This is a genomic window from Pseudomonas rosaeacicularis, from assembly GCF_057128745.1.
In genome coordinates this window covers 1-25,641 of sequence record NZ_JBSKHT010000006.1, presented here as the reverse complement: position 1 = coordinate 25,641, position 25,641 = coordinate 1, and the positions used below count along the sequence as shown (strand labels likewise).

Annotated in this window: 24 protein-coding genes; 18 read left to right on the top strand and 6 right to left on the bottom strand. The window is 60.3% G+C overall.

What is annotated here, in order from left to right; translation table 11 throughout:
• Positions 1–79: 79 nt before the first annotated feature.
• Positions 80–721, top strand: coding sequence for an HD domain-containing protein (locus ACWKWM_RS09285; RefSeq protein ID WP_483845861.1), 642 nt, complete (start codon positions 80–82; stop codon positions 719–721).
• Positions 722–961: 240 nt separating this feature from the next.
• Complete coding sequence (locus ACWKWM_RS09280; protein ID WP_483845860.1) at positions 962–2,113, top strand: MFS transporter; 1,152 nt, start codon at positions 962–964, stop codon at positions 2,111–2,113.
• Between the two features lie 368 nt (positions 2,114–2,481).
• Here the strand turns inward: ACWKWM_RS09280 and ACWKWM_RS09275 are convergent, their stop codons facing one another.
• A complete protein-coding gene (locus ACWKWM_RS09275; protein WP_483845859.1) occupies positions 2,482–2,919 on the bottom strand; it encodes a carboxymuconolactone decarboxylase family protein in 438 nt (145 codons plus the stop codon).
• Between the two features lie 228 nt (positions 2,920–3,147).
• Here ACWKWM_RS09275 and ACWKWM_RS09270 point away from each other — a divergent pair, with 228 nt between their 5' ends.
• Positions 3,148–4,026, top strand: coding sequence for an alpha/beta fold hydrolase (locus ACWKWM_RS09270; RefSeq protein WP_483845858.1), 879 nt, complete (start codon positions 3,148–3,150; stop codon positions 4,024–4,026).
• 103 nt (positions 4,027–4,129) lie between these two features.
• On the opposite strand, the gene ACWKWM_RS09265 is transcribed toward ACWKWM_RS09270, so the two are convergent.
• Positions 4,130–4,615 (bottom strand): multidrug/biocide efflux PACE transporter, encoded by a 486-nt coding sequence (locus ACWKWM_RS09265; protein ID WP_483845857.1) that lies wholly within the window; start codon positions 4,613–4,615, stop codon positions 4,130–4,132.
• 109 nt (positions 4,616–4,724) lie between these two features.
• Here ACWKWM_RS09265 and ACWKWM_RS09260 point away from each other — a divergent pair, with 109 nt between their 5' ends.
• The 4 genes from ACWKWM_RS09260 (at position 4,725) to ACWKWM_RS09245 (ending at position 9,427) form a co-directional block, all read left to right on the top strand.
• Positions 4,725–5,612, top strand: coding sequence for a LysR family transcriptional regulator (locus ACWKWM_RS09260; protein WP_483845856.1), 888 nt, complete (start codon positions 4,725–4,727; stop codon positions 5,610–5,612).
• A 340-nt stretch (positions 5,613–5,952) separates the two neighbouring features.
• Positions 5,953–6,873 (top strand): ribokinase, encoded by a 921-nt coding sequence (gene rbsK / locus ACWKWM_RS09255; protein ID WP_483845855.1) that lies wholly within the window; start codon positions 5,953–5,955, stop codon positions 6,871–6,873.
• Between the two features lie 152 nt (positions 6,874–7,025).
• Positions 7,026–8,357 (top strand): L-fucose:H+ symporter permease, encoded by a 1,332-nt coding sequence (gene fucP, locus ACWKWM_RS09250; RefSeq protein ID WP_483845854.1) that lies wholly within the window; start codon positions 7,026–7,028, stop codon positions 8,355–8,357.
• The gene (locus tag ACWKWM_RS09245) at positions 8,354–9,427 is read left to right on the top strand and encodes an aldose 1-epimerase family protein (protein ID WP_483845853.1); all 1,074 of its coding nucleotides are present in this window, start codon (positions 8,354–8,356) and stop codon (positions 9,425–9,427) included. The genes fucP and ACWKWM_RS09245 overlap by 4 nt, the downstream gene beginning before the upstream one ends.
• Positions 9,428–9,511: 84 nt before the next feature.
• On the opposite strand, the gene deoR is transcribed toward ACWKWM_RS09245, so the two are convergent.
• Positions 9,512–10,282 carry a DNA-binding transcriptional repressor DeoR gene (gene deoR / locus ACWKWM_RS09240; protein WP_483845852.1) on the bottom strand — a complete coding sequence of 257 codons (771 nt, stop codon included), beginning with the start codon at positions 10,280–10,282 and terminating at the stop codon, positions 9,512–9,514.
• A gap of 120 nt (positions 10,283–10,402) precedes the next feature.
• Here deoR and deoC point away from each other — a divergent pair, with 120 nt between their 5' ends.
• Both deoC and ACWKWM_RS09230 read left to right on the top strand, forming a co-directional pair.
• Positions 10,403–11,086 carry a deoxyribose-phosphate aldolase gene (deoC, locus tag ACWKWM_RS09235; RefSeq protein WP_483845851.1) on the top strand — a complete coding sequence of 228 codons (684 nt, stop codon included), beginning with the start codon at positions 10,403–10,405 and terminating at the stop codon, positions 11,084–11,086.
• A gap of 190 nt (positions 11,087–11,276) precedes the next feature.
• Positions 11,277–12,173 carry an alpha/beta hydrolase gene (locus ACWKWM_RS09230; RefSeq protein WP_483846054.1) on the top strand — a complete coding sequence of 299 codons (897 nt, stop codon included), beginning with the start codon at positions 11,277–11,279 and terminating at the stop codon, positions 12,171–12,173.
• Between the two features lie 6 nt (positions 12,174–12,179).
• Here the strand turns inward: ACWKWM_RS09230 and ACWKWM_RS09225 are convergent, their stop codons facing one another.
• The gene (locus tag ACWKWM_RS09225) at positions 12,180–12,911 is read right to left on the bottom strand and encodes a CatB-related O-acetyltransferase (RefSeq protein WP_483845850.1); all 732 of its coding nucleotides are present in this window, start codon (positions 12,909–12,911) and stop codon (positions 12,180–12,182) included.
• Positions 12,912–13,150: 239 nt separating this feature from the next.
• On the bottom strand, positions 13,151–14,020 hold the full coding sequence (locus ACWKWM_RS09220; RefSeq protein ID WP_483845849.1) for a LysR substrate-binding domain-containing protein: 870 nt from the start codon (positions 14,018–14,020) through the stop codon (positions 13,151–13,153).
• Positions 14,021–14,119: 99 nt separating this feature from the next.
• Between ACWKWM_RS09220 and ACWKWM_RS09215 the strand changes: the two genes are divergently transcribed.
• A complete protein-coding gene (locus ACWKWM_RS09215; RefSeq protein ID WP_483845848.1) occupies positions 14,120–15,040 on the top strand; it encodes a DMT family transporter in 921 nt (306 codons plus the stop codon).
• A 157-nt stretch (positions 15,041–15,197) separates the two neighbouring features.
• Here the strand turns inward: ACWKWM_RS09215 and ACWKWM_RS09210 are convergent, their stop codons facing one another.
• The gene (locus ACWKWM_RS09210) at positions 15,198–16,091 is read right to left on the bottom strand and encodes a LysR family transcriptional regulator (RefSeq protein ID WP_483845847.1); all 894 of its coding nucleotides are present in this window, start codon (positions 16,089–16,091) and stop codon (positions 15,198–15,200) included.
• 127 nt (positions 16,092–16,218) lie between these two features.
• Between ACWKWM_RS09210 and ACWKWM_RS09205 the strand changes: the two genes are divergently transcribed.
• The 8 genes from ACWKWM_RS09205 to dctM all read left to right on the top strand — a co-directional run bounded on the left by ACWKWM_RS09205 (position 16,219) and on the right by dctM (position 25,396).
• Positions 16,219–17,058 (top strand): HTD2 family dehydratase, encoded by an 840-nt coding sequence (locus tag ACWKWM_RS09205; RefSeq protein WP_483845846.1) that lies wholly within the window; start codon positions 16,219–16,221, stop codon positions 17,056–17,058.
• A 139-nt stretch (positions 17,059–17,197) separates the two neighbouring features.
• Positions 17,198–18,361 (top strand): acyl-CoA dehydrogenase family protein, encoded by a 1,164-nt coding sequence (locus ACWKWM_RS09200; protein WP_483845845.1) that lies wholly within the window; start codon positions 17,198–17,200, stop codon positions 18,359–18,361.
• 10 nt (positions 18,362–18,371) lie between these two features.
• Positions 18,372–19,721, top strand: coding sequence for an MmgE/PrpD family protein (locus ACWKWM_RS09195; protein WP_483845844.1), 1,350 nt, complete (start codon positions 18,372–18,374; stop codon positions 19,719–19,721).
• Positions 19,722–19,843: 122 nt separating this feature from the next.
• On the top strand, positions 19,844–21,043 hold the full coding sequence (locus ACWKWM_RS09190) for a CaiB/BaiF CoA transferase family protein (RefSeq protein WP_483845843.1): 1,200 nt from the start codon (positions 19,844–19,846) through the stop codon (positions 21,041–21,043).
• 140 nt (positions 21,044–21,183) lie between these two features.
• Positions 21,184–22,008, top strand: coding sequence for an HpcH/HpaI aldolase/citrate lyase family protein (locus ACWKWM_RS09185; RefSeq protein WP_483845842.1), 825 nt, complete (start codon positions 21,184–21,186; stop codon positions 22,006–22,008).
• Positions 22,009–22,378: 370 nt separating this feature from the next.
• Positions 22,379–23,377, top strand: a complete 999-nt coding sequence (locus ACWKWM_RS09180; protein ID WP_483845841.1) for a TRAP transporter substrate-binding protein — start codon at positions 22,379–22,381, stop codon at positions 23,375–23,377.
• A gap of 103 nt (positions 23,378–23,480) precedes the next feature.
• A complete protein-coding gene (locus ACWKWM_RS09175) occupies positions 23,481–24,113 on the top strand; it encodes a TRAP transporter small permease (protein WP_483845840.1) in 633 nt (210 codons plus the stop codon).
• Positions 24,113–25,396 carry a C4-dicarboxylate TRAP transporter large permease protein DctM gene (gene dctM, locus ACWKWM_RS09170; protein WP_483845839.1) on the top strand — a complete coding sequence of 428 codons (1,284 nt, stop codon included), beginning with the start codon at positions 24,113–24,115 and terminating at the stop codon, positions 25,394–25,396. Before ACWKWM_RS09175 ends, dctM begins: the two co-directional genes overlap by 1 nt.
• Positions 25,397–25,641: the final 245 nt, after the last annotated feature.

Sequence of the window (25,641 nt, the reverse complement as noted above, 5' to 3'; positions counted from 1 at the left end):
CCGATTGAGCGCACATGTCATGCAGCACAGACTTGTCCTCAACGCGCCACACGGTGCGACTTATCCTGAGGATTACGCCATGACTCAATCCATCGCCGGCATCGAAATCCCTGACAGCGCCTTGGCTCGCGCCACCACCGAATACATCCGCGAGCAGCAGGATGATCTGTTGTTCAACCATTCCCGGCGTGTGTTTTTGTGGGGCGCACTGACCGGTGAGCGCAAAGGTTTGAAGTACGACGCCGAGCAGCTTTATGTTGGCGCGATGTTCCATGACCTGGGGCTGGTTGAAGGGCATCGCAGCAAGACCGACCGTTTCGAGGTCGACAGCGCCAACGCGGCGCGCGCGTTCATGCAGCCGTTTGGTTTGTCTGAGGGCGATATCGAGCAGGTGTGGTTGTCCATCGCCCTGCACACCACACCGGGTGTGCCAGAGCATTTGCGCCCCAATGTCGCGCTGGTGACGGCGGGCGTTGAAATGGACGTGCTGGGGATTGAGTACGACAAGTTTTCCGATGAGCAACGTGAGGTCGTGACCCATGCCCATCCCCGCGGCGAGGCGTTCAAGGAATGCATTCTGTGTGCCTTCGCCAATGGCTTTCGTGACAAGCCTGATACCACGTTCGGCACGGTGAATGCTGACGTGCTGGTGGATGAAAATCCGAAGTTCAAACCGCTCAACTTTGTCGACATCATTCGCAATTCGCCGTGGAAGGCGTGATCAGTACTTTGTTGGAGCGAGGCTTGCCCGCGAAGCTTTTTCATCGGCCGGCATCGCGCTGGTCGATCTGGCGTCTTCGCGGGCAAGCCTCGCTCGAAATGGGTTTGCGTTAATGCCATGGACAAACTGAGGTCTTCCTGAAGCGCCTCAATCCAACACGAAACATTTGGTTAAACCGCGACCTTTGTTAGGCTCCCTCTTTTGTCAGCATCTTCGGCTGACTTTTGCCAGGGAGCTTCAATGACCTCCATCAGCACTGCGCCGCCGCTCACGCCCGGGCGACTGGAACAGTTTTCCACCCGAATCGCTTTCTTCATTGCCGGTTTCAGCATCGCCGCCTGGGCGCCGCTGGTGCCGTACGCCAAGGCGCGGATCGGGCTCGACGAAGGCACGCTCGGCCTGTTGCTGTTGTGCCTGGGCGTGGGTTCGATCATCGCCATGCCGCTGGCCGGTGCGCTGGCTGCACGTTTTGGCTGTCGGCGCGTGTTGATGGCCTCCACGGTGTTGGTGTGCCTGTGCCTGCCGCTGCTGGCGACAGTGTCCAGTTTGCCGTTGATGGTGGCCACGTTATTTGTGTTTGGCGCAAGCATGGGGGCGCTGGATTGCACGGTGAACATTCAGGCGATCATCGTCGAACGGGCCAGCGGCAAAACCATGATGTCGGGGTTTCACGGCTTGTTCAGCGTCGGTGGTTTTGTGGGTGCGGCCAGCGTAGCGGGGATGCTCAGCCTGGGCGCATCACCGCTGATCGCGATGCTGGTGGTCGCGGTGTTCTGCTTCATCGCGTTGCTCAAGGCCGCGCCGCATCTGCTCACTTACGGCAGCGCGACCCGTGGCCCGGCCTTCGCCATCCCGCGAGGCATCGTGCTGTTTATCGGGTTGCTGTGCTTCACAGTGTTTTTGACCGAAGGCGCAATGCTGGACTGGAGCGCAGTGTTTCTGAGTGCGCAGCGCGGGGTTGAAACCTCGTACGCTGGCCTGGGTTATGCCGTGTTCGCCACCACCATGACCATTGGCCGTTTGTTCGGCGACCCCATCGTGCGGCGCCTGGGAGGTCCGCGCATCATCCTGATTGGCGGTCTGTGCGCGTCAGCCGGGTTGGCCCTCGCCACACTGGTGCCTACCTGGGAGGCTGCGCTGCTGGGTTACGCGCTGGTGGGGGCAGGCTGCTCGAACATCGTGCCGGTCTGCTACAGCGCGGTCGGACGGCAGACGACCATGCCGGAAAATGTGGCGGTTCCGGCGATCACCACCTTGGGCTACGGCGGCATTCTGGTCGGCCCTGCGGGTATTGGCTTCGTCGCCCACGCCAGCAGCCTTGATCTGGCGTTCATGATCATCGCCGTGATGCTGCTGGGCGTCGCCGTGAGCGGGCGTTTCCTCAAGGGCTGAAACACGCCCCTGTAGGAGCCAACTTGTTGGCGAGGGGGTTAACGCGAAGTGTCAGGCACACCGCTTCGCGAACAGGTGCGCTCGTACAGGTAAGCTCGAATCGCTGAGTCAATGGCGCGTGCTTCTGCCCGGAGGGCGTAGGAGTCCGGCTTGCCGACGAAGCTCATACCTCGATTTATCCTGACACTGCGCGTCGTTAGCTTCGCGGGCAAGCCTCGCTCCAACATTTATCGGGATCCGCCGGACGTACCGCGTGCTCGGAATTTACTACCGCTGCGCGGCAGATCGTCGGCAAGCCAGACTCCTAGGGCCTGCGGCCAGAATCAAAGCCTCGCGAACAAGTTCGCTCCTACAGGCGTTTCCCGGGTTTACGCCGGCACCATCTCGAACCCAACACCAAAGCGGTTCCAGGCATTGATCGTGGCGATGGCCAGGGTCAGGTTGGCGACTTCAGCTTCGGAGAAGTGTTCGAGCAGTGTCTGGTATTGGTCCTGAGGCGCGTGGTGGATCGACAGCAGGGTCAGGCTTTCTACCCAGGCAAGCGCCGCTCTTTCACGCGGCGTGAACCAGGTGGTTTCGCGCCAGACGGTCAGGGTCTGCAAGCGTGCTTCGGTTTCCCCTGCCTTGCGTGCATCGTTGGCGTGCATGTTGACGCAATAGGCGCAGCCATTGATTTGCGAGGCGCGCAGGCGGACGAGTTCCAGCAGCGAGGTTTCCAGGCCGGATTTGCCCAGTGCCATTTCCAGGCCGACCATGGCTTTGTAGGCGTCAGGCGAGGCTTTGGCCCATTCGATGCGTTTGCTCATTTCAGTGTGCTCCGGTGTGAATGCTGTGAGGTGTGGCACCACGTTACCCCCGACCTCGTACATCCCGAATAGCCAATAACGGGGTATTCACGCAGACCAATTGCGCCGGTCGCACGTATTTTCTCAGCCAAAGCGACCACACTTCATGAACGGGCAGGCCACGCTTTACGCCTTGTCCGGATCGCTCAACGCTTTAGCATGGGCCACATAACCACAAGGAGGCATGCCATGTTCGCCGGATTTGAAAAAGCGCAGCTCACGGTCAATGGCGTAGACATCGCCTATCGCAAGGGCGGCTCCGGGCCGGGGCTGTTGCTGCTGCACGGCCACCCGCAAACCCACGTGATCTGGCACAAGGTCGCGCAAACCCTGGCGCAGCATTTCACCGTGGTCGCTGCTGACCTGCGCGGTTACGGCGACAGTTCCAAACCGCCCGCGACCGAAGACCACAGCAGTTATTCGAAGCGCGAAATGGCCCGGGATAACGTCGAGCTGATGAGCGAATTGGGGTTTTCGACGTTTGCGGTGTTGGCCCACGACCGAGGCGCGCGGGTCGCCCATCGGCTGGCGCTGGATCATCGGCAAGTGGTCACGCGTCTGGCGTTGCTCGACATCGCACCAACGCTTTCGATGTACAGCCAGACCGACGAAGCCTTCGCCCGCGCGTATTGGCACTGGTTTTTTCTGATTCGTCCGGCGCCGTTGCCCGAGACGCTGCTGGAGGCCAATCCGGAACAATACCTGCGCAGCGTGATGGGCAGTCGCAGCGCCGGACTGACGCCGTTCACCGATGAGGCTTTCGCTGAATACGTCCGTTGCGCGAGCCTTCCGGGTGCGGCCCGTGGCGTGTGCGAAGACTATCGCGCCAGTGCCAGCATCGATCTGGAACACGACCGCGCCGATATAGACGCCGGCAATAAACTCAACATGCCATTGATGGCGTTGTGGGGCGCCGAAGGCACGGTGGGCAAGTGCTTCGATCCGCTGAGAGAATGGAAAGCCGTTGCTACCGACGTGCGCGGCAGGGCATTGCCAGGCGGGCATTATCTGGCCGAAGAAGTGCCCGAGGCGTTGCTGGAAGAGGTGCTGCCGTTTTTGCGCCAGTGATTGCGCAATTTCTGTAGGAGCGAATTTATTCGCGAGGCGGCGTGACGGGAAACCTGTCCTTGCCGCCTCGCCAACAAGTTGGCTCCTACAGAAGGGCCGTTATTCATCGTTCAGAAGCGCGATCTGTCCAATGTCCTCGGCGTCGTTCGATCATCCGCGCCCGAACCTTGTCATACGCCAGGTTGAACACCATCGTGTACGGCAGAAACAACAACAGCAAACCGATATCCAGCCAGAACGCTTCCAGCAGACTGATCGACAGCCACCACGCCGCCAGCGGCACCACCGCGACGATCAAGCCGGCTTCAAACGATAGCGCGTGCAGCGCCCGCACCTTGAACGACATCGCAAAACCCAAACGGGCGCGAACGCGGTCGAATCCTGCGTTGAACAGCATGTTCCAGAGCATCGCGACAGTGGAAATCATTACCGTCATCGCCCCCATTTTGCCCAGGGAATGGCCCAGCAGCCAGGCGAGCGCCGGGGCGAAAAGTACGACGCCGATCATTTCAAACAGCAGCGCGTGCAAGGCGCGCTCCTTCAGAGATTTGGCCGGCACAGCGGCAGTATTGGGTCGAGTCGTCTTCATGACAGGTTCACTTTGTTGCAGGGCAGGGGTGCATTGTCGGTTGTCACTGGACTAAAGTGAAAATCGTAACCATCGGAAAAACCGATGGACGAGTAAGTCAGGACAGCCCATGAGCTATTCCCCAGAAGCCCTCGAAGCCTTCGCCCAGGTCGTCGCGCTGGGCTCATTCAGCGCCGCCGCCCGACGCTTGGGCAAAAGCCAATCGACAGTCAGCGAAGCTATATCCCGTCTCGAAATCGATTTGGGGGTCGAGCTGTTTGATCGCTCATCCAAACAACCGGCCCTCACAGAAGCCGGACGTGCGTTGCATGGCCGCATCGAAGACGTCCTCGCAGCATCAGACAAGTTGCGTCGCGCTGCCGGGCGTCTGGCAGAAGGCATGGAGCCGCGGCTAACCCTGGTGCTGTCCGACGCCAACCAGTTCGCCGAATTCGAAGTGCGCATGGCTGAACTGGATCAGCGCTTTCCTGAGCTGGAGCTTGAGTGCGTGTTTGCTGAACACGGCGACGCGATCAACCTGATTCAGTCGGGCAGGGCTTCGCTGGGGTTGCTCTCGGCACAGGCCAATTACCCGCCGGAAGTGGGTTACGCGACCATCGCCGAACGTGCGGACTTCGGCCTGTTTGTTTCGCATCAGCATCCGCTGGCCGCTGAAACGTCGGTTGATTATCCGAAGTTGGCCAAGCACCGGGCACTGCGCCTGAACACCATCGTCGATGAAAGCGTGCCGACCAGCGATTTGCCGGGGGGAGGGCTGCGCAGCTGGTCGGCGCCCAATTATCTGTTGCTGATGGACATGGCTGTGTTCGGTTTTGGCTGGTCGGCGCTGCCGCGCTGGCTGGTGTCGGGCTATGCGCAGGGGCGGCTCAAAGAGCTGCAAGTCCCCGGCTGGCCGCGCAGTTCGGCGGTGGATGTGATCTGGTCCCGGCAAAAGAGCTTGGGGCCTGCGGGCGCCTGGTTGCTGGGGACGTTGCTGGAAGGGGGCGGGGATTATTGAGCTTCACGCCGCTCTGTAGGAGCCAACTTGTTGGCGAAGCGGTCTTGGGGAGTTTCAGGCAGAAGCCTCGCGAACAAGTTCGCTCCTACAGGGTGTCGCGCCGTCTGACAGAGACGACGCAATCGATTGCGACCACCGGTCATGGAGGAACCGGATCGGCGCGAACGCCTCTAACGTGGGGCTTTTAGCGGGTCAGGCAGCCATGCCTGGCCCGTTTTGCTTTTGCCAGGCACAGCGCTTCTCAAAAAAGGGTTGAATAGTCACAATAAATGTTATTTAAATAACAAAAATAATAGCGTCATCGATCTGTGGATCGAGGCGTTCACAAGGTAAATCATCCATGAACAAGATCGCGGTCATCGGCAGCAATATGGTGGATTTAATCACCTACATCGACCGGATGCCTCAACAGGGCGAGACCCTCGAAGCCCCCAATTTCGCCATGGGTTGTGGCGGCAAGGGTGCCAATCAGGCGGTCGCCGCTGCCAAGCTCGGCGCCGATGTGCTGATGCTGAGCAAGGTTGGCGACGACATGTTTGCCGACAACACTCTCGCCAATTTCAAACGATTCGGTATCGACACCCAATTCGTTGCCCGCGTACCGGGCGTCTCCAGTGGCGTCGCGCCGATCTTCGTGCAGAGCGATTCCCACAACAGCATCCTCATCGTCAAAGGCGCCAACGCCCATCTCAAACCGGCCGATATCGACGCCGCCCAAGGTGCATTGCGCGACTGTAGGCTCATCGTATTGCAGCTGGAAATCGAGCTGGAGACGGTTTACTACGCCATCGATTTCGCCAAGCGCAACGGCATTCCGGTGCTGCTCAACCCCGCGCCGGCCGTGGCCGGGCTGAACCGCGAGCACTTGTCGCAGCTGGACTTCTTTATCCCCAACGAAACCGAACTGGCGCTGATCACCGGCATGCCTGTGGACGGCCCGGACACTGCGTTGATCGCTGCTCGCAGACTGGTGAAGGAGGGTATTCGTCACGTCATCGTTACCTTGGGCGACAAAGGCGCGCTGTATGTAGGCGAAGAGGGCGAGTTCCGCGTCGAAGGCCACAAAGTCGCGGCGCGGGACACCACTGGCGCAGGTGATGCGTTCATCGGTTGTTTCGCCCACCACTGGAGCCAGGACGGCGACATGCGCCGCGCCATGACCCAGGCGGTGGCCTATTCCGCCTGCTCGGTCACGGGTTTGGGCACCCAAAGTTCGTACCCGGACGCTGCCACGTTCGGGCAATTTCTCGAATCGCTGTAAACCGCTCTTGTTGGAGCAGGCTCGCCCGCGAAGGCGTTCGACCCGTCTACGAAAAGGCCGGCCGATAAAAGCTTCGCGGACAAGCCTCGCTCCGACGTGAACATCGCTCGGCTTCATGCCTGCCGCATTCGCGCGTCAATCGGAGAACAACAATGACAACACCCGCGCTCCAACAAACCCCCGACGGTTTCTACCTCAACCGCACGCCGTGGTTCGCGTTTCTGCTGTTGTGCAGCATCTTTGCCCTGTGGGCAGCTGCGGCGAGCATGAACGACGTGCTCATCGCTCACTTCAAGAAGGCCTTTCTGCTCAGCGATTTCCAGACCGCCTTCGTGCAATCGGCGTTCTACCTGGGTTACTTCTTCGTGGCGATTCCGGCTGCGATGGTGGTCCGACGTTTCAGCTACAAAACCACGATCCTGATCGGCCTGTTGCTGTACATGTTCGGTTGCTTGCTGTTTTTCCCGGCGGCATCGACTGCCAAGTACGGCATGTTTCTGCTGGCGCTGTTCGTCATCGCCGCAGGCCTGTCGTTTCTGGAGACCGCGTGCAACACGTACTCGACGCTGATGGGCCCCCGTGAAACCGGCACCCGCCGTTTGAACATCTCCCAGACCTTCCACCCGTTCGGCGCGATGACCGGGGTCTACGTCGGCAGCTTCGTGATGTTCAAGGACACCGACGCCACCCGCGAGCAACTGACGCAGATGAGCGCCTCGGACGCAGCGATCCAACAACTGCAAATGATCCAGTCCACGCTGTTGCCCTATAAATGGATGATCGCGGTGCTGATCCTGATGTTCATCCTGATCGCTATCACCAAATTCCCGGCGTGCAAGGGCAACGTCAAAGCCAACGTCAAAACCAGCAGCATTGGCCAGAGCCTTTCCCGTTTGTGGCGCAACCCGCGCTTCACCTTCGGCGTGCTGGCGCAGTTTCTGTACGTGGGCGCGCAAGTCGGCGTGTGGAGTTTCACCATTCGCCTGGCCATGCAAATGGGCGGCATGAACGAGCGCAGCGCCTCGTGGTTCCTGCTGACCACATTCGCCGCTTACTTCGTTGGCAAGATGGTCGCCAACCTGCTGATGCGCAAAATGCACCCGGCCAAGGTCCTCGCGATCTACGGCGTGCTGACCATCGTGCTGCTGGCCTACACGATTCTGGTGCCGAACATCAGCGCGGTGTATGCGGCAGTGGGCGTGAGCATTTTCCTTGGACCGTGCTGGCCGACCATTTACGGCCTGACCATCGACGGTCTGGGCGAAGACACCGGTGTCGGCGGTTCGCTGTTGGTGATGAGCATCGTCGGCGGCGGCGTGATCCCGATCTTCCAGGGCCTGCTGTCTGACGCTACTCACGGCAACATGCAATTGGCGTACACCGTGCCGTTGCTGTGCTTTGTGGTGATCGTGATTTACGCCGTCAAATGCATGCGCGATCCGCGCAGTGAACACGCACCGGTTGGCGCGGTGACCGCCTCATGAACACGTTCAAGCTCGACCTTTACCCGGAGCAGTTCAACGGCGCGGAGAAAACACTGCTGGAGTCGTCTGACTTTCGCGTACTGGCCTGGACTTATCCTACGGGCGTGAAGGCGCTGGCGTTGGAGAACAACCGCGGGCGCGTCGTGGTGCTGCCGTATCAGGGGCAGATGATCTGGTCGGCGGTGTTCGATGGTTGCGATTTGACCATGCGCAACATGTTCAGCCAGCCGCGACCGAGTCCGACGGTGATCGGCACCTACGGCTGCTTCATGTTTCACAGCGGCCTGTTGCGCAACGGCTGCCCGACACCCGAAGACGATCATCCGTTGCACGGCGAAATGCCCTGCGCGCCGATGGACGCTTCGTGGCTGGAGGTGGGCGAGGACGCAGGGGGCGTGTTTCTGCGTCTGGGTGGGGAATACGAATACGTGCAGGGCTTTGGCGATCACTACCGCGCGCGGCCCAGTGTCACGCTGCGTGCCGGCGCGGGGCTATTCGACATCGGCATGCAGGTGACCAACCTGGCCGGCAAGCCCATGGAGCTGATGTACATGGCGCACATGAACTATGCCTACGTCGCCGATGGCCGTTTCGTCGAGCCATTAGGCGTGGAGCGTACACGGGTGCGCAGCAGTGTCCCGGCTCACGTGAAGCCGACGCCTGCGTGGTCTGCCTATATGGCTGACTTGACCGAGGATCCGTCACGGCTGGCGACGTTGGATACGCCACAGTTGTATGACCCGGAGATCGTGTGCTTCTTCGATGGCGCTTGCGCGGATGCCAGCGGTGACGCGCATTTTCTGCTCAAACACCCGGACGGTCCGGCGTTTTACACGCGCTATAAGCCCGAACAGTTCGATCACGCAGCGCGTTGGATTTTGCACAATCCGGATCAGCAGGTGGCGGCGTTCGTGTTGCCTGCGACTTGCGAGCCGGAGGGGTATCTGGCGGAAAAGGCCAAGGGCAATGTGCGCTCGTTGGCGGCGGGGGAGAGTGCCGAGTTCAGCGTGACCACCGGGTATCTGGCGGTTGGGGAAGTGCGGCAGTTGGAGAGTGATTTGAAACCCTGATCGCCTCGCGAATAAATTCGCTCCTACAGAGAATCGCGACCTTCTGTAGGAGCGAATTTATTCGCGGGACAGCGGGCTGCGGAATCAAATCACCACCTGCGCCCCATTCCCTTGAATCAAATCGCGATACGGTTTTGGCATTTTCTTGTCGGAGACCACTACATGAAACTGCTCAAGCGTGGCGAAATGCGCGGTTTTGACGGCGTCGAACTTGGTGTGATCGGCCAGCAGCATGCAATGCCGCGCCTGGCGCAGGACCTTCTGCTTGACCTCCACTTCGTTGAAATTGAAGCAGGTCACGCCGAAGGCCTCGCTCACGCCCGCCGCTGAAACGAAGGCCCAGGTCAGGCGCACGCTGTCCAGAATGCTGCTCTCGTCGCGATGCTCAAACACCTGATTCTTGCGATGAAAGGTCCCGCCACACAGCACGATGCTGCAATTGGGTTTTTGCTGGAGTTTGAGCAACACGTTGAGTGAGTTGCACACGGCCGTGAACTCAAGCTCATCGGGAATGAAATCGACCACGAAAGGGATGGTCGTCCCGCAGTCGAAGAACACCGTGTCACCGGGCTTGATGAACGCAGCGGCAAGCTTGCCGATACGCCGCTTTTCTTCGACGTGGCGGGTGCCTTGCTCGGTGACCTTGTAATCGGCAGCTTCCGTGGGATCGAAGGCCAGAGTGATATGCCCGCCGAGCAAGTGAAAGCGGTCTGGATAACGGCCCAGGTCACGCCTGAGAGTCATTTCGGATACGTCCAGCAGGGCGGCCATTTCCCGCAGGTGAATGGCCTTCTGGTCTTGCAGAGCCTGCTGGATGACTTTGATGCGGTCTGATTTTTTGCTGTCCACAGGCATTCCGGCTGTCGATTAATTATGGTAAAAAAGTAACATAAATTGTTAGTATCGAAACATATTGATCATGTAAGCGGCTTCACTCTTGTCGCTTGCAACCGCCTCTCTATCAGGATCGACTCAATGACCCAACTCGAACCCGCAGCACTCGCTCAGTTTATCGACCACACGTTGCTGGCCGCCGATGCCTCTCGCGAGCAGATCGCCACATTGTGCCGTGAAGCGCAGGAGCATGGGTTTTATTCGGTGTGCGTCAATTCTGGCCAAGTCCCTTACGCGGCGCAATTGCTCGCTGGCGCCAAGGTCAAGGTCTGCGCGGTGGTGGGGTTTCCGCTGGGCGCCGGTTTGAGCGATACCAAGGCCTTTGAAGCCAAACAAGCGGTGGCCGCGGGCGCTGGCGAGATCGACATGGTGCTCAACATCGGCGCGTTGAAAGACGGCCTGCTGGATCAGGTGCGCGACGATATCGCTGCGGTCAAACAGGCCTGTGGTGCGGTGCCGCTCAAAGTAATCCTGGAAACCTGCCTGCTCGATGACGCGCAGAAAACCAGTGCCTGCGAAATCTGCCGCGAGCTCAATGTGGCGTTCGTCAAAACCTCTACCGGGTTCAGCCGAAGCGGTGCAACCCTTGAGGACGTAGCGTTGATGCGCAAAGTGGTCGGCGCCGACATCGGTGTCAAAGCCTCGGGCGGCGTGCGCGATTACGCCACTGCTGTAGCGATGATCGAGGCGGGCGCCACGCGTCTGGGCACCAGCTCCGGGATCGCGATTGTCAGCGGTGCAACGGCGTCAGGCTCGGGTTACTGAGTCGTTACGATTAGCGAAAAAGTCGTATCTCACCTGTAGCGCCAGGTTTCCATTCGGCAGCCCGCCATGACGCATGACCGCTTAGATGGCAAGATGCCCACGCATTTCGCTCTATTTCGTTGATCGGACGTCATCCATGCTCAAACCTTCCCTCGCGCACTTCCGGGCACGCTGGCTGCTCTACGCTTGCATGCTCGTCGTCGTCATCGGGTTGCCGGTGGGCTGTTCGGTATTGCAGCACAAGGAGCGCGAGCTGGTCTTTCGCATCGAGCCGGGCACGGCCAGTTGGTATCGCGGCTTGCCCGCCGAGGTGCAGGAGTTCGAGCTCAAGGCGCCGTCGTTTGGCGTGGCGCAGAATATTCACTCGTGGTGGTGGCCCGCCGAAAAGCGCGATGCGCCGGCCTTGCTGTACCTGCACGGCTCGCGCTGGAACCTCACCGGCCAGTTCTTCCGTATCGAGCAATTGCACGCGTTGGGCTTTTCAGTGCTCGCCATCGATTACCGTGGTTTCGGTCAGAGCAAGGGACAGTTGCCTTCGGAAGCGTCCGTTTATGAAGACGCTCGTATCGCCTGGGAGCGCCTGAAAGTGCTGCAGCCAGACGCTCAAAAACGCCTCATTTACGGCCATTCCCTGGGCGGCGCTGTCGCCGTGGATCTGGCAGCGGAATTGGGACAGGACGCCGAAAAGGGTGAACCCATTCAGGCTCGGGGTCTGATCATCGAGTCGACGTTCACTAATCTAGGGGATGTTGCCGCTTCACTGGCCACGACCTACACCTCGCTGCCGGTGCGCTGGCTGGTGTCGCAAAAATTCGACTCCATCGACAAGATCGCTGAAGTGAACATGCCGGTGCTGATTGTTCATGGCACGGCGGATCAGTTCGTCGCGCCGCGTTTCAGTCAGGCGTTGTTCGATGCCGCCCGAGAGCCGAAAAACCTGCTGATGGTGCCCGGCGGCAATCACAACAACAGCATGAACCTGGGGCGTCAGGCTTACGCTCAGGCGATTCAGGCGTTGCTCAAAGCCGATGCGCCGAAAGTCCACGCTGTCAGTAACGATACGGCGCGCCCGAATCCGGCGGGCTGAGCCTGGTTACTGGGCCGGGTGTTGCTCGACGCTGAACGGCCGATTGCGCACCACTACTTTGCCGGGATGACTATCCGGCACGACGAAACCCTTGAGCGTTTCAATGAGCGCGGTGGGGTTTTCGATGGGCAGGTCGGCGAGCTGATGGGCCGTCAGGTTCCACCACTGACTGGCGAGCAGGCTGTCGATGGTCGGCTGATCGAAGCGATAGCGCTTCACCTGGGCCGGCGAGCCCATGACGATGGCGTAGGGCGGCACGTCTTTGGTGATCAGCGACTGCGCGCCAATGACTGCGCCAGTGCCAATGGTCACGCCCTCCAGAATCAACACATCCATGCCGATCCATACGTCGTGGCCGATGACGGTCTGCTTTACGCCTTCGTGATGAGGCGCAGCGCCGCTCAACTGCTGGCGCAGGCCGACGAGACCGCTGTGGGAGGTGAGCCAGCTCAACGGATGGGATTTGCGATCCTGGCCGATGGTGACGTTTTTGGCGATGGAACAATAACGACCGATGCTCGACACATCGTGCAGCTCCGAGCCGCTGACAATGTCAGTGTAGGCGCCGATGCTCAGTTGTTTGGAGTGGATTTTTATCTGGTGCAGCTTGACGCCATGTTCGAGGGTCAGCTGGACGTCCTTGCGCAGCCCCCGGATGCCACTGTCCAGACGGCAGTTGTGCTGCAACAGCGCATGCTTGAGCCTGCGGTCCAGCAATACGCGCTTGAAAAAGTTCATGGTCGGCAATCCACAGCAGAATAAAGACAAAACAAAAGGCGATCACGTAGCGCTTTGCCTGCGTGACTTCAGTCACGTCTGTCACAAAGCGGGCGAATCATCGCACGGGGCCAAGGTGTCCTGAAAGGGTAAAACCGGTGGGTTTCTGTAGGAGCCAACTTGTTGGCGAAGGGGCATTGTCCTCTGTCCGAAATATTGCCTCGCGAACAAGTTCGCTCCTACAGGGACGGGGGCGGGATTCACCCCCGAAAATGGTCACACACCAATTGCGCCATCACCTCACACGCAGCACTGGTGTCGCCGGGGGCCAGTACCAGTTTCATTTCGTGCATCGGCAGATCCGGAAAGCCTTGGGCCTTTTCAAGTACGCGCATGGTCGGGCGGACGAGCCCACGGTCGACGATGCCCACCGCCAGACCTGCGCTGATCGCTGCGTCCAGCGCAGACACCCCGGCGCTGCTGATCACCGCGCGCCAACGCTGGCCTTGTTTGGTCAGGGCATCTACCGCCGCGATGCGGTACGGGCAGCCCCGGCCGTGCAACGCCAGTGGCAGTGGTTTGTCCGGGTCCATGCGGTAATCATGGCTGGCGACCCACACCGGTTCTGTGGTGCCGACCTTCATCACCAGCCGGTCTCCCGGCGTGTCGACCCTTACAGGTTCCACGATTAGCGCCAGATCCAGCTGACCGCGCGCAAGCTTACGATTTAAACGCCCACTGGCCCCGGTCTCCACCTCAAGCTCGATGTTCGGGTGCAGCGCCGAAAGAGTGGAGAGCGTGCATTGCAGCAATGCCCCGGCGTATTCCTCGGAGATCCCCAGCCGCACCCGACCGCTCGCCAAAGGCCGACTGAAACTGGCCAGCATGCGATCGTGTACCTGTAGCAATTCCGAACTTTGCAGGGCGAATCGACGACCCAGCGGAGTCAGGCTTACCGTCTGGTTATCACGCTCAAACAGCCTGCCGCCCGCCACTTCCTCAAGCCGCCGCACATGCAGACTGACTGCCGAAGGACTGCGGTTGAGCCAAGTCGAGGCCGCCAGAAACTGGCTGAACCTGACGATGGCCTGAAAGGTGCGCAGCAGTTCGATATCCAGCGCTTCAGCCATGATTCAATATTCCTGCATCAGTGATGCTGATCATTTCGTTTGATTGCATCAGCCATCCCTTCTTACCATCTCCAACCGTCAATAGAGAAGGGCGAAGTGATGACAATCCGACAAGCGCACGACTTCACCGCCGAGAAAGCGCCACAACGCAGCACGATCACACGAGTGATCGGCCTGCTGCTGTTACTGGCGATGGTCGTCAGCTGGAGCTCGGGGTTCATCGGCTATCGCTATGCGGCGGAGCAGGGCGGCGTTTTCCTGGCCACCTTCTGGCGTTTCGTGCTGGCCGCGCTGGTGCTGCTGCCGTTTACGCTCAAGCAATTGCGCCAACTGCAATGGAGTGATGTGCTGCGCCAAAGTCTGATGGGCGTGTTCGCAATTGCTGGCTACATCGCGCCGATCGCTCGCTCCATTGAACTGGGCGTCTCGCCGGGTACGTCGTCGGTACTTGCCAATCTGTTGCCGGTGTCGATCGTGCTGCTGGCCGGTTTTGTGCCGGGGCAACGCACCCGCGGCTGGCAGTGGCTGGGACTGGTTCTTTGTGTGGTGGGGATGCTGGTTGCCAGCGCATCGAGTATCAAGCCTGGCACTGCATCGGCGTGGGCCTTTGCGTTGCCGCTACTTGCGGTGCTGTCGCTGGCCTGCGCAACGCTGTATCAGAAGCGCGCTCCGGTGGCGCGCATGTCAGGGCTGACCGCTTTGTTCATTCAGGTCTGCGCGACGATTCCGATCTTTGCTGTGCTGGCGTTTTACGAAGGCGGCCTACAACCGGTTCCCGCAAAGGGGTTCGCCTTCGGCGTGGTCTGGCTGACGATCTTCGGGACCATGGGCGGATACGGTTTTTACTGGCTGTGTTTGCAACGGTTCAGCATGCAGCACATCAGTGGCGCGCTGTTCCTGACCCCGCCGGTGACGATGTTCTGGGGCTGGCTGCAATTCGGTGATGCCCTGCCCGGTATCGCGTTGATCGGGGTGTTGCTGACGTTGCTCGGGTTGCCGTTGTTGGGGCGGCGCAGCTGATGATCGCTGCGGCCACCCGGGTCTCACCGGTGCCGATGACCCCCGTGGGAGCGGACCTGTCCGCGAATGCGTCAGCCCAGCCGAAATAAATCTGCCGGATGTACCGGCCTCTTCGCGGACAGGTCCGCTCCCACGTTAGGACTCAGTGTCTGCCTGATCAGTCCGGGCTGGCTGGCATCAACGTGGCGATCAATGCGCGAACGGTGCCCGGCAACGCATCCAGCTCACGCACCAGAATGCTGCGTTCGCGAATCGCCCACGGCTCGTCCAGCTCGATGGTCACCAGCTCCATGGTCCGGCTATGCCGCACGGCAGCGGATTCTGGGATGACGCCAATTCCCACACCCGCCTCGACCATCCGGCAGATCGCCTCGAAGCTCGACACCTGAATCCGCAGCGACAGGCTCTGGCCGATGCGCTCGACGTGATCGCGCAAAAAGCTCAACAACGTGCTGCCCTCGTGCAGGCCAATGTGCTGATAGGCGAGAGTCTGCTTGAGCGTGACGCTCTTCTGACCGGCCAGCTCATGCCCCACCGGCACGATGAGCACCAGGCGGTCGGTGCTGAAGTGGATCACCTGCAAACCTGCTGCTTCCACGGGCCCGGCGATGATCCCCATGTCGGTGCTGCCATCAAGCACGCCGCGCACAATGTCCCGGGACAAGCGTTCCTGCAAATCTACTGTCACTCCTGGGCGCTTCGCCAGAAATCCGGCCAGCACTTCGGGCAGGAATTCCGTCACCGCCGTGGTGTTGGCGAAGATGCGAATGTGCCCGGCCGAATCGGTGCCGAAGTGGGTGAACTCGGCTTTCAGGTAATCCACCTGGCTCATGATCAGACGCGCGTGCTTGAGCAGCTTTTGCCCGGCGGGGGTCAGCTCCACGCCACGGCTGTCGCGGTACAGCAGGCGGGTATCGAGCTGACCTTCCAGCGCCTTGATCCGCGCACTGGCCGCAGCAGGCGACAGAAACGCCCGACGCGCGCCCTGGGTCAGGCTGGGGGATTCACCGATATGAATAAAGAGGCGCAAGTCAGCCAGGTCGAAGTGCATGGTTGTGTCCAGACGTTGCAGGGGCGTTCAGCATATATGAACGCCGGGTTACGCAAATGCAAATTCACAGAATGCCGAGCGGCTCGCATGATCTGGCGATAACAACAAATGCAGAGGCCGCTTCGCTATGAGTGCTTCAGATTTGCCGACGGATTTCAGTGCCTGGATCGGGCGCACCGAAGAGGCGACCGACCACCTGAGCCGTAACCTGATCAAACGCATCGCCGCCACCTTTGGCGAGCCGACGCCGGCCGATGGCGATGGCTTGCCGCCGCTCTGGCAATGGTGCTTCTTTCAGGAGCCGGTGTTCGAACCCCAGCTCGGCGCCGACGGTCATCCTGCTCGCGGCGGCTTCTTGCCTCCGGCTGACAACCGCAATCGCATGTGGGCCGGTGGCCGTGTCGAGTTCATCGTGCCGCTGAAAGTCGGCGCCGAGGCTCATCGCCTGTCGACCATTCTGCACATCGAGGAAAAACACGGCCGCACCGGTTCGCTGTTGTTCGTCACCGTGCAGCACGACTATTCGCAACACGGTGAGCTGTGCGTGCGCGAAGAGCAGGACATCGTCTACCGCGAGCCCAATGCGCCGAAACTCAATAGCGGCGAGGCGCCGGCGCAGGGCGACTGGAGCGAGACCATTTCGCCCACGCCCACCCTGTTGTTCCGCTACTCCGCTGTGACCTTTAACGGCCACCGCATTCATTACGACTACCCCTACGTCACCGGCACCGAAGGCTACCCCGGCCTGGTGGTGCACGGCCCGATGATCGCCACCTTCAATCTGCGCGCGTTCATCCGCGCCAACCCCGACAAGCGCGTGCGCCATTTCGCCTATCGCGGCGTGCGGCCGTTGAACGTGCCGACGCCGTTTCGTGTCGGTGGCCAGATCATCGAGCCGGGCAAGGCGCAGCTGTGGGCCGGCAATGAAGCGGGCGTTGCGCAGAGTGCGGAAGTGATTTTCGACTGATTTTTCCATGAATTGAAAAAATGCGATCTCTGTAGGAGCCAACTTGTTGGCGAGAGGCCTGGCGGGGTGCGTCAGGTAAAACGCCTCGCGAACAAGTTCGCTCCTACAAAGGCCAAGGCCTATCCGAGGACATACCACGATGAATCCGTACGACGATGAAGACCTCAATGCCATCCGCGAAGGCGTGCGCGCTTTGTGCGCCGATTTCGACGCCGCGTACTGGCGCAAGATCGATGAAGAAAAGGGTTTCCCGGAAACCTTCGTCAAAGCGCTGACCGACGCTGGCTGGTTGTCGGCGATGATCCCCACCGAGTACGGCGGCTCGGGCCTGGGCCTGGCCGAAGCGTCGGTCATTCTCGAAGAAGTGAACGCCTGTGGCGGCAATTCCGGCACTGTTCACGGCCAGATGTACAACATGTTCACCCTGCTGCGCCACGGCAGCGAGGCGCAGAAAAGTTACTACCTGCCCAAGCTGGCGAGCGGCGAATTGCGCCTGCAATCAATGGCCGTGACCGAGCCCACCACCGGCACCGATACCACCAAGATCAAGACCACCGCCGTGAAGCAGGGCGACAAGTACGTGATCAACGGACAAAAGGTGTGGATCTCCCGGGTGCAGCATTCGGACCTGATGATCCTGCTGGCGCGCACCACGCCGCTGGCCGAGGTGAAGAAGAAATCCGAAGGCATGTCGATTTTCATCGTTGACTTGCGCGAGGCCATCGGCAAGGGCCTGACGGTTCAGCCGATTGCCAACATGGTCAACCACGAAACCAACGAGCTGTTTTTCGATAACCTCGAACTGCCGCTGGACAGTCTGATCGGTGAAGAGGGCAAGGGCTTCAAATACATCCTCGACGGCCTGAATGCCGAGCGCACACTGATCGCCGCCGAATGCATCGGCGACGGTCGCTGGTTCATTGAAAAAGCCAGCGCCTACGCCCGTGACCGGGTGGTGTTTGGCCGGCCGATCGGGCAGAACCAGGGCGTGCAGTTCCCGATTGCCGAAGCGCACATCGAGGTGGAAGCCGCCGACCTGATGCGCTGGCGCGCCTGCGAGGAATACGACAGCGGCAAGAACGCCGGGGCCAGCGCCAACATGGCCAAATACCTGGCGGCCAAAGCGTCGTGGGAGGCGGCCAACGCCTGTCTGCAAACCCACGGCGGCTTCGGCTTTGCCTGCGAGTACGACGTGGAGCGCAAATTCCGCGAAACGCGTCTGTACCAGGTGGCGCCGATCTCCACCAACCTGATTCTTTCCTACGTCGCCGAGCACCTGCTCGAACTGCCGCGCAGTTTCTGAGGACCCGCACATGAGCCATACCCAAGCGCTGGCGGCGTTCCTAGCCGACCTGAAATACGAGCACATTCCAGGCCCCGTGCTGGACCGCACTGAGGACCTGTTTCTTGACTGGATCGGCTCTGCGCTCGCCAGCCAGAACGCGCGGCCGATTCCGTTGTTCGAGCGCTATGCCCAGCGCATGGGGCCAGCGAACGGCGCGTCGAAAATCCTGGTCAGCGGGCGCGGCACCTCGGCGTACTTCGCAGCCCTGGTCAATGGCGCGTCTTCGCACCTGGTCGAGCAGGACGACTTGCACAACAGCTCCGTTCTGCATCCGGCCACAGTGGTGTTCTCGGCGGTGCTGGGCGCTGCCCAGGACCTGAACAAGTCCGGCAAAGACTTGCTGTTGGCGTCGGTGGCCGGGTACGAAGCCGGGATTCGCATCGGCGAGTTCATGGGTCGCTCGCACTACCGCATCTTCCACACCACGGCCACGGTCGGCACGTTGGCGGCGGCAGTTGCGGTCGGCAAGCTGCTGGATTTTGATAAAGAGCAGTTCATCAATTTGCTCGGCACTGCCGGCACACAGGCTGCTGGCTTGTGGGAGTTCTTGCGCGATGCCGCAGATTCCAAACAGCTGCACACCGCCAAGGCCGCCGCCGATGGTTTGCTCGCGGCCTACCTGACCGAAGACGGCCTGACCGGCGCGCGCAATATTCTGGAGGGCGATCAAGGGATGGCGGCGGGGATGTCGACCGATGCCGATCCAAGCAAATTGTCCGACCGCCTCGGCACGCGATGGGCGCTGGTGGAAACCTCATTCAAGTATCACGCCTCGTGCCGTCATACCCATCCGGCGGCCGATGCGTTGTTGCACCTTATGCAGCGCGAAGGCCTGCGCCATGACCAGATCGCCAAGGTGGTCACGCGGGTGCACCAGGGCGCTATCGATGTTTTGGGGCGTGTTGTCGTGCCGAGCACGGTGCATCAGGCGAAGTTTTCCATGGGCGCGGTGCTCGGCTTGATCGCCGTGCATGGCAGCGCGCAGTTGATTGAATTTCGCGATCTGGCGCTGACCGATGCCAACGTCGATGCCTTCCGCGAGAAGGTGACGATGGAGCTGGACCCTGAAGTCGATGGGGCGTACCCGGCGCGTTGGCTGGGCCGGGTGATCGTCACCACCACCGATGGCCGCACGCTGACCGCCGCCATCGATGACCCGAAAGGCGATCCGGGCAACACCCTGTCGCGGCCGGAGCTTGAGAGCAAATTCCAGCGGCTGCTGGCGTTTTCAGGGGCGCGTACGGTGGAGCAAGGGGCGGCGCTGATCCAAAAGGTCTGGCAGTTGCGTGATGCGCAGACTTTGCGCGATTTGATCTGAATGCAAAACCCTGTAGGAGCGAACTTGTTCGCGAGGCGTCCTGGCTGACACACCGCGTTGCCTGGCTCGCCAACAAGTTGGCTCCTACAGGGACATGCAGCGCAACGAATAGGTAAATGAACATGACTCAAACAAACCCCCGTCCCCTGGACGGCATCACTGTCATCAGCCTGGAACACGCCATCGCCGCGCCGTTCTGCACGCGGCAACTGGCCGATCTTGGCGCGCGTGTGGTGAAAATCGAGCGCCCTGGCAGCGGCGATTTTGCCCGAGGGTACGATCAGCGCGTTGATGGCCTGGCCTCGCATTTCGTCTGGACCAACCGCTCCAAGGAAAGCCTGACCCTGGACCTGAAACAGGGCGAAGCTGGGGACATCCTCGAATCGCTGCTGAGTAAGGCCGACGTGCTGGTGCAAAACCTCGCGCCGGGCGCTGCGTCGCGTATGGGCTTGTCGTTCGAGGCGCTCAAAGAGCGATTTCCTCGGCTCATCGTTTGCGACATTTCCGGCTACGGCGAAGGCGGTCCCTATGAGAAGAAGAAAGCCTACGACCTGCTGATCCAGAGTGAAGGCGGCTTTTTGTCAGTAACTGGCGGGCCCGGCGAAGAACAGATGGCCAAGGCCGGTTGCTCAATCGCCGACATCGCGGCGGGCATGTATGCCTATACCGGCATTCTGTCGGCGCTGATGTTGCGCGACAAAACCGGCGTCGGCAGCCGCATCGATGTGTCGATGCTCGAAAGCCTGGTCGAGTGGATGGGCTATCCGATGTATTACGCCTACAACGGTGCGCCGCCGCCTCCCCGTGCGGGCGCTTCGCATTCGACGATTTACCCCTACGGGCCGTTTCCTACGGGTGGGGGCGGCACGATCATGCTGGGCCTGCAGAACGAGCGCGAATGGGCGTTGTTTTGCGAAAAGGTGCTGTTGAACAAGGCGCTGGCGACCGACGAGCGATTCTCGGCCAACTTCAAGCGTTCGGAAAACAGAGAGGTGCTGCGGCAGATCATCGTCGAGGGCTTCGCGGCGTTGAGTGTGGACGAAGTGGTGGCACGGCTTGAAGACGCGCAGATCGCCAATGCGCGGGTCAATGACATGCAGGGCGTGTGGGATCACCCCCAGCTCAAGGCCCGGGACAGCTGGCGCGAAGTGGACAGCCCGTCAGGCCCGTTGCCTTCGTTGCTGCCGCCTGGACGAAATGCCGCGTTTACCCCGCGCATGGACGGGGTGCCGGGGTTGGGGCAGCACACTGGCAGCATTCTTGGGGAGCTTGGGTTTTCGGTTGAAGAGCAGGCGCGCTTGTTGGCGGCTGGGGTGGTTTGAGACTGCGCTGATCGTTCCCACGCTCCGCGTGGGCACGCAGCACGTGACGCTCCGCGTCACCTGGACGCGGAGCGTCCGATAAGGCGTTACCACGCAGAGCGTGGGAACGATCAGGATTTGTAAAAGAAGGAACCACCATCATGCCCCAACCCATCGTCCGATCCGCGCTGTTTGTGCCCGGCAGCCGACCCGAGCGTTTTGCCAAGGCGTTGGCTGCCGGCGCCGATGCGGTGATCGTCGATTTCGAAGACGCCGTGGAAGAACGCCTGAAACGCCAAGCGCGAGACAATCTTGCCGCCTTCCTGCAGGGAAACCCGCAGGCGTCGGTGTGGGTTCGGGTCAATTCGCCTGATCACGCCGAACATGCCGCTGACCTGGCGTTTTGCAGACAGCAGGCAGGCGTTGCCGGGGTCCTGTTGCCCAAAGTCGAAAGCGCCGCTCACGTTGCGGTTGTCTGGCAAACAGGTAAGCCTGTCTGGCCGATCATCGAAAGCGCCAAAGGCTTGCTGGCGCTGGAGCAGATCGCCCATGCCCAAGGAGTCGAGCGCTTGTCGTTTGGCGGCCTCGACCTTGCGCTGGATCTGAACCTGAATACCGGCACCGTGGCGGCGCAGTTGTTTCTGGATCAGGCACGCATGTCCGTTCAGTTGCATTCGCGTGGGGCCAATCTGCTGCCCCCGCTGGACGGCGTATTCCCAGCCATCGGTGATCCCGAAGGGCTGGAATGTGCCACGCGGCACGCCTACGACATGGGTTACGGCGGCGCGCTGTGCATTCATCCCAAGCAAATCCCCGTGATCCACGCCGCGTTTGCGCCCAGCGGTGACGATTTGAGCTGGGCGCAAAAGGTGGTTGAGGCCAGCGCTGCCGCTAACGGCGCCGGGGCTTTTCAATTGGATGGCCAGATGGTCGACGCCCCGGTGTTGCTCCGCGCCCAGCGTTTATTGGCGTTGGCAGCCGGCTAAGCACTGTAGGAGCGAACTTGTTCGCGAGGCTTTTGGCCTGACACACCGCGGCGTCTGGCTCGCGAATAAATTCGCTCCTACAGGTAATGCGCCCGGGTCTGCGTGCACCCTCTGTAGGAGCGAACTTGTTCGCGAGGCTTTTGGCCTGACACACCGCGGCGTCTGGCTCGCGAATAAATTCGCTCCTACAGGGGGGAATCGCGATTACCGGCCAGCGTTCAGCCCAACCGAACGCTGGCTTATATAAAAGCTAATTCTCTAAACGCCTGGTAATGAGCCATCTTTGGGCCACACTCGCTGTGCGACATTGCTTCGAAACATCAGCCCGTCAGAGGCTGACTTCTCCTACAACAATAAAAAGGTGATATCGATGTTGAAGCTGACCAAGGTGCTTTTCTGCGCCGCCGCCGTCTCTCTGGCCAGCCTGGCGCAGGCAGCCGACCCCATTGTCATCAAGTTCGCCCACGTTGTGGCTGAAAACACGCCCAAGGGGCAGGGCGCCTTGATGTTTCAGAAGATGGTCGCCGCCGACCCGCAGCTCAAGGACAAAGTGAAAGTCGAGGTCTACCCCAACTCTTCCCTGTTCGGCGACGGCAAGGAAATGGAAGCGCTGTTGCTCGGGGACGTGCAGATGTTGGCGCCGTCGCTGGCCAAGTTCGAGCAGTACACCAAGAAAGTGCAGATTTTCGACCTCCCGTTCCTGTTCAACGACCTGGCCGCTGTCGACCGTTTCCAGCAAGGCCCGCAGGGTAAAGCGCTGTTGACTTCGATGGACGACAAGGGCATTCACGGCCTGGCTTACTGGCACAACGGCCTGAAGCAATTGTCCGCCAACAAAAAGATGATCGAGCCCAAAGACGCTCGCGGTCTGAAATTCCGCGTTCAGGCCTCCAGCGTGCTTGAAGCGCAGTTCGTTGCCCTCCACGCCAACCCGCGCAAAATGAGCTTCGCCGAGGTCTACCAAGGCCTGCAGACCGGCACCGTCAACGGCACCGAGAACACCTGGTCCAACTACGAAAGCCAGAAGGTCAACGAAGTACAGCCGTTCTTCACTGAAACCAATCACGGCCTGATCGACTACATGGTGATCACCAACTCCAAGTTCTGGAACGGCCTGCCGGAAGACGTGCGCGCCGAACTGCAAAAGATCGTGGATCAAGTGACGGTTGAAGTGAACAAACAGGCCGAAGCGCTGAACCAGACCGCCAAGCAAAAAATCATCGCTGCCAAGACCAGCGAAATCGATGCCTTGACCCCTGAGCAGCGGGCCAAATGGCGTGAAGTCATGAAGCCGGTCTGGGACAAGTTTTCCGAAGAGATCGGTGCAGACCTGATCAAGGCCGCAGACGACTCCAACAAAGCGCCTTGAATCCGGTTCAACCGATGCTTCAAGCCGTGATCTGAGCAGGCCCTGATGCCTGCGCGGCCACCCGGTCCAGGGTGGCTGCTCTCTCGACGTTCGGAGAATTCTTATGCAATCGCTCAGGCGAGTCTGGGAGCATTTCGAGGAAGGCATGATTGCCTTTCTGCTGGCTGCCATGACGCTGGTGACATTCGTTTACGTGGCGCTCAACAACATCTACACGCTGTTTTACACCCTCAGCGATCAGTGGGCGGTCAGCAGCGACTTCTTCGCCGGGATTGGCGATCACTTGATGGGCTACGCCCAAGGCATGACCTGGAGCGTGGCGCTGACCAAAGCGCTGTTCGGCTGGTTGATCTTCTTCGGCATCGCTTATGGCGTTCGCACCGCCGGCCACCTTGGGGTGGACGTGCTGGTGAAGAAGACCAGCAAACCGGTGCAGCGCTGGCTGTCGATGCTCGCGTGCCTGTGCTGCATGGTCTACGCCGGGCTGTTTCTGGCGGCCAGCTACAAATGGGTGTCGGCCTTGTTCGTGGCTGGCATTGGTGCCGAAGACCTGGACCGCTACGGCATCAAAGTGGCTTACATCACCGTGATCGTGCCTATCGGTTTCGCGATGATCATCGCCCGATACCTGGAAATCATGTACCGCATCTACACCCATCGTCAGACCGGGCTGGGCCTGGCGGATGAAGCGGCGGAAGCGACGAAACTGGCCAATCCTGCCGAGGAGCAACACTGATGACGGTTATCTGTCTGTTCCTGCTGCTGTTCGTGTTCATGTTTCTCGGCGTGCCGATCGCGATTTCCCTTGGGCTGTCGGGCGCGGTATCGATCCTGATGTTCAGCCAGGACTCGTTGAGTTCGCTGGCGATCAAGCTGTTTGAAACGTCCGACAGCTACACCTTTCTGGCGATCCCGTTCTTCCTCTTGTCCGGGGCCTTCATGACCACCGGCGGGGTGGCGCAGCGGCTGATCGATTTCGCCAACGCCTGCGTCGGTCACATTCGCGGTGGCTTGGCGATTGCTGCTGTCCTGGCGTGCATGCTGTTCGCGGCGTTGTCGGGTTCGTCCCCTGCAACCGTGGCGGCAGTGGGCTCGATTGCGGTGGCGGGCATGGTGCGTTCCGGTTACCCGAAAGAATTCGGCGCCGGCATCATCTGTAACGCCGGCACCTTGGGCATCCTGATTCCGCCGTCGATTGTGATGGTGGTGTATTCGGCGGCCACGGAAACTTCGGTGGGCAAGCTGTTCATGGCGGGGGTGATTCCGGGGATTCTTTTGGGCGTGATCCTGATGGTGGTGATTTACATCGTCGCCCGGGTCAAGAAATTGCCTGCGCAACCACGGGTGACTTTCCGCCAATGGCTGCACACCGCCCAACGTGCGTTTTGGGGCTTGCTGCTGCTGGTGATCATCCTCGGCGGTATCTACAGCGGCATGTTCACTCCGACGGAAGCGGCGGCAGTGGCAGCGGTGTATTCGGCGTTTATTGCGCTGTTCGTCTACAAGGACATGCGTTTTCGCGATTGCCCGCGGGTGCTGCTGGAGAGCGGACGCCTGGCGATCATGCTGATGTTCATCATCGCCAATGCCATGCTTTTCGCCCACGTACTGACCACTGAACAGATTCCGCAGCAGATTACCAATTGGGTGATTTCCGAAGGACTGACGCCGATCGGCTTCCTGATCATGGTCAACATCGTGTTGCTGGTGGCGGGCAGCTTTATGGAGCCGTCGGCCATCGTGCTGATCCTCGCGCCGATCTTCTTCCCGATTGCGATGAAGCTGGGCATCGACCCGATTCACTTGGGGATTGTGATGGTGGTCAACATGGAAATCGGGTTGGTGCATCCGCCGGTGGGGCTGAACTTGTTCGTGACCTCTGCCGTGACCGGTCTGACGTTGGGCGAGACCATCAAAGCGGCGCTGCCGTGGCTGGGTATTCTGCTGGCGTTCCTGATCCTTGTGACCTACGTGCCGTTTATATCCTTGGCGTTGCCGACCTGGCTGGGCATGCCGTAAGCGGTGGGAATCCTGTAGGAGCGAACTTGTTCGCGAGGCGTTGTATGTGACACACCGTGTAAAGCGGCTCGCCAACAAGTTGGCTCCTACAGAAGATGCAACAGCCGAACCGCATGCATTCCCTGTAGAAACGAACTTGTTCGCGAGGCGTTGTATGTGACACACCGCGTAAAGCGGCTCGCCAACAAGTTGGCTCCTACAGAAGATGCAACAGCCGAACCGCATGCATTCCCTGTAGGAGCGAA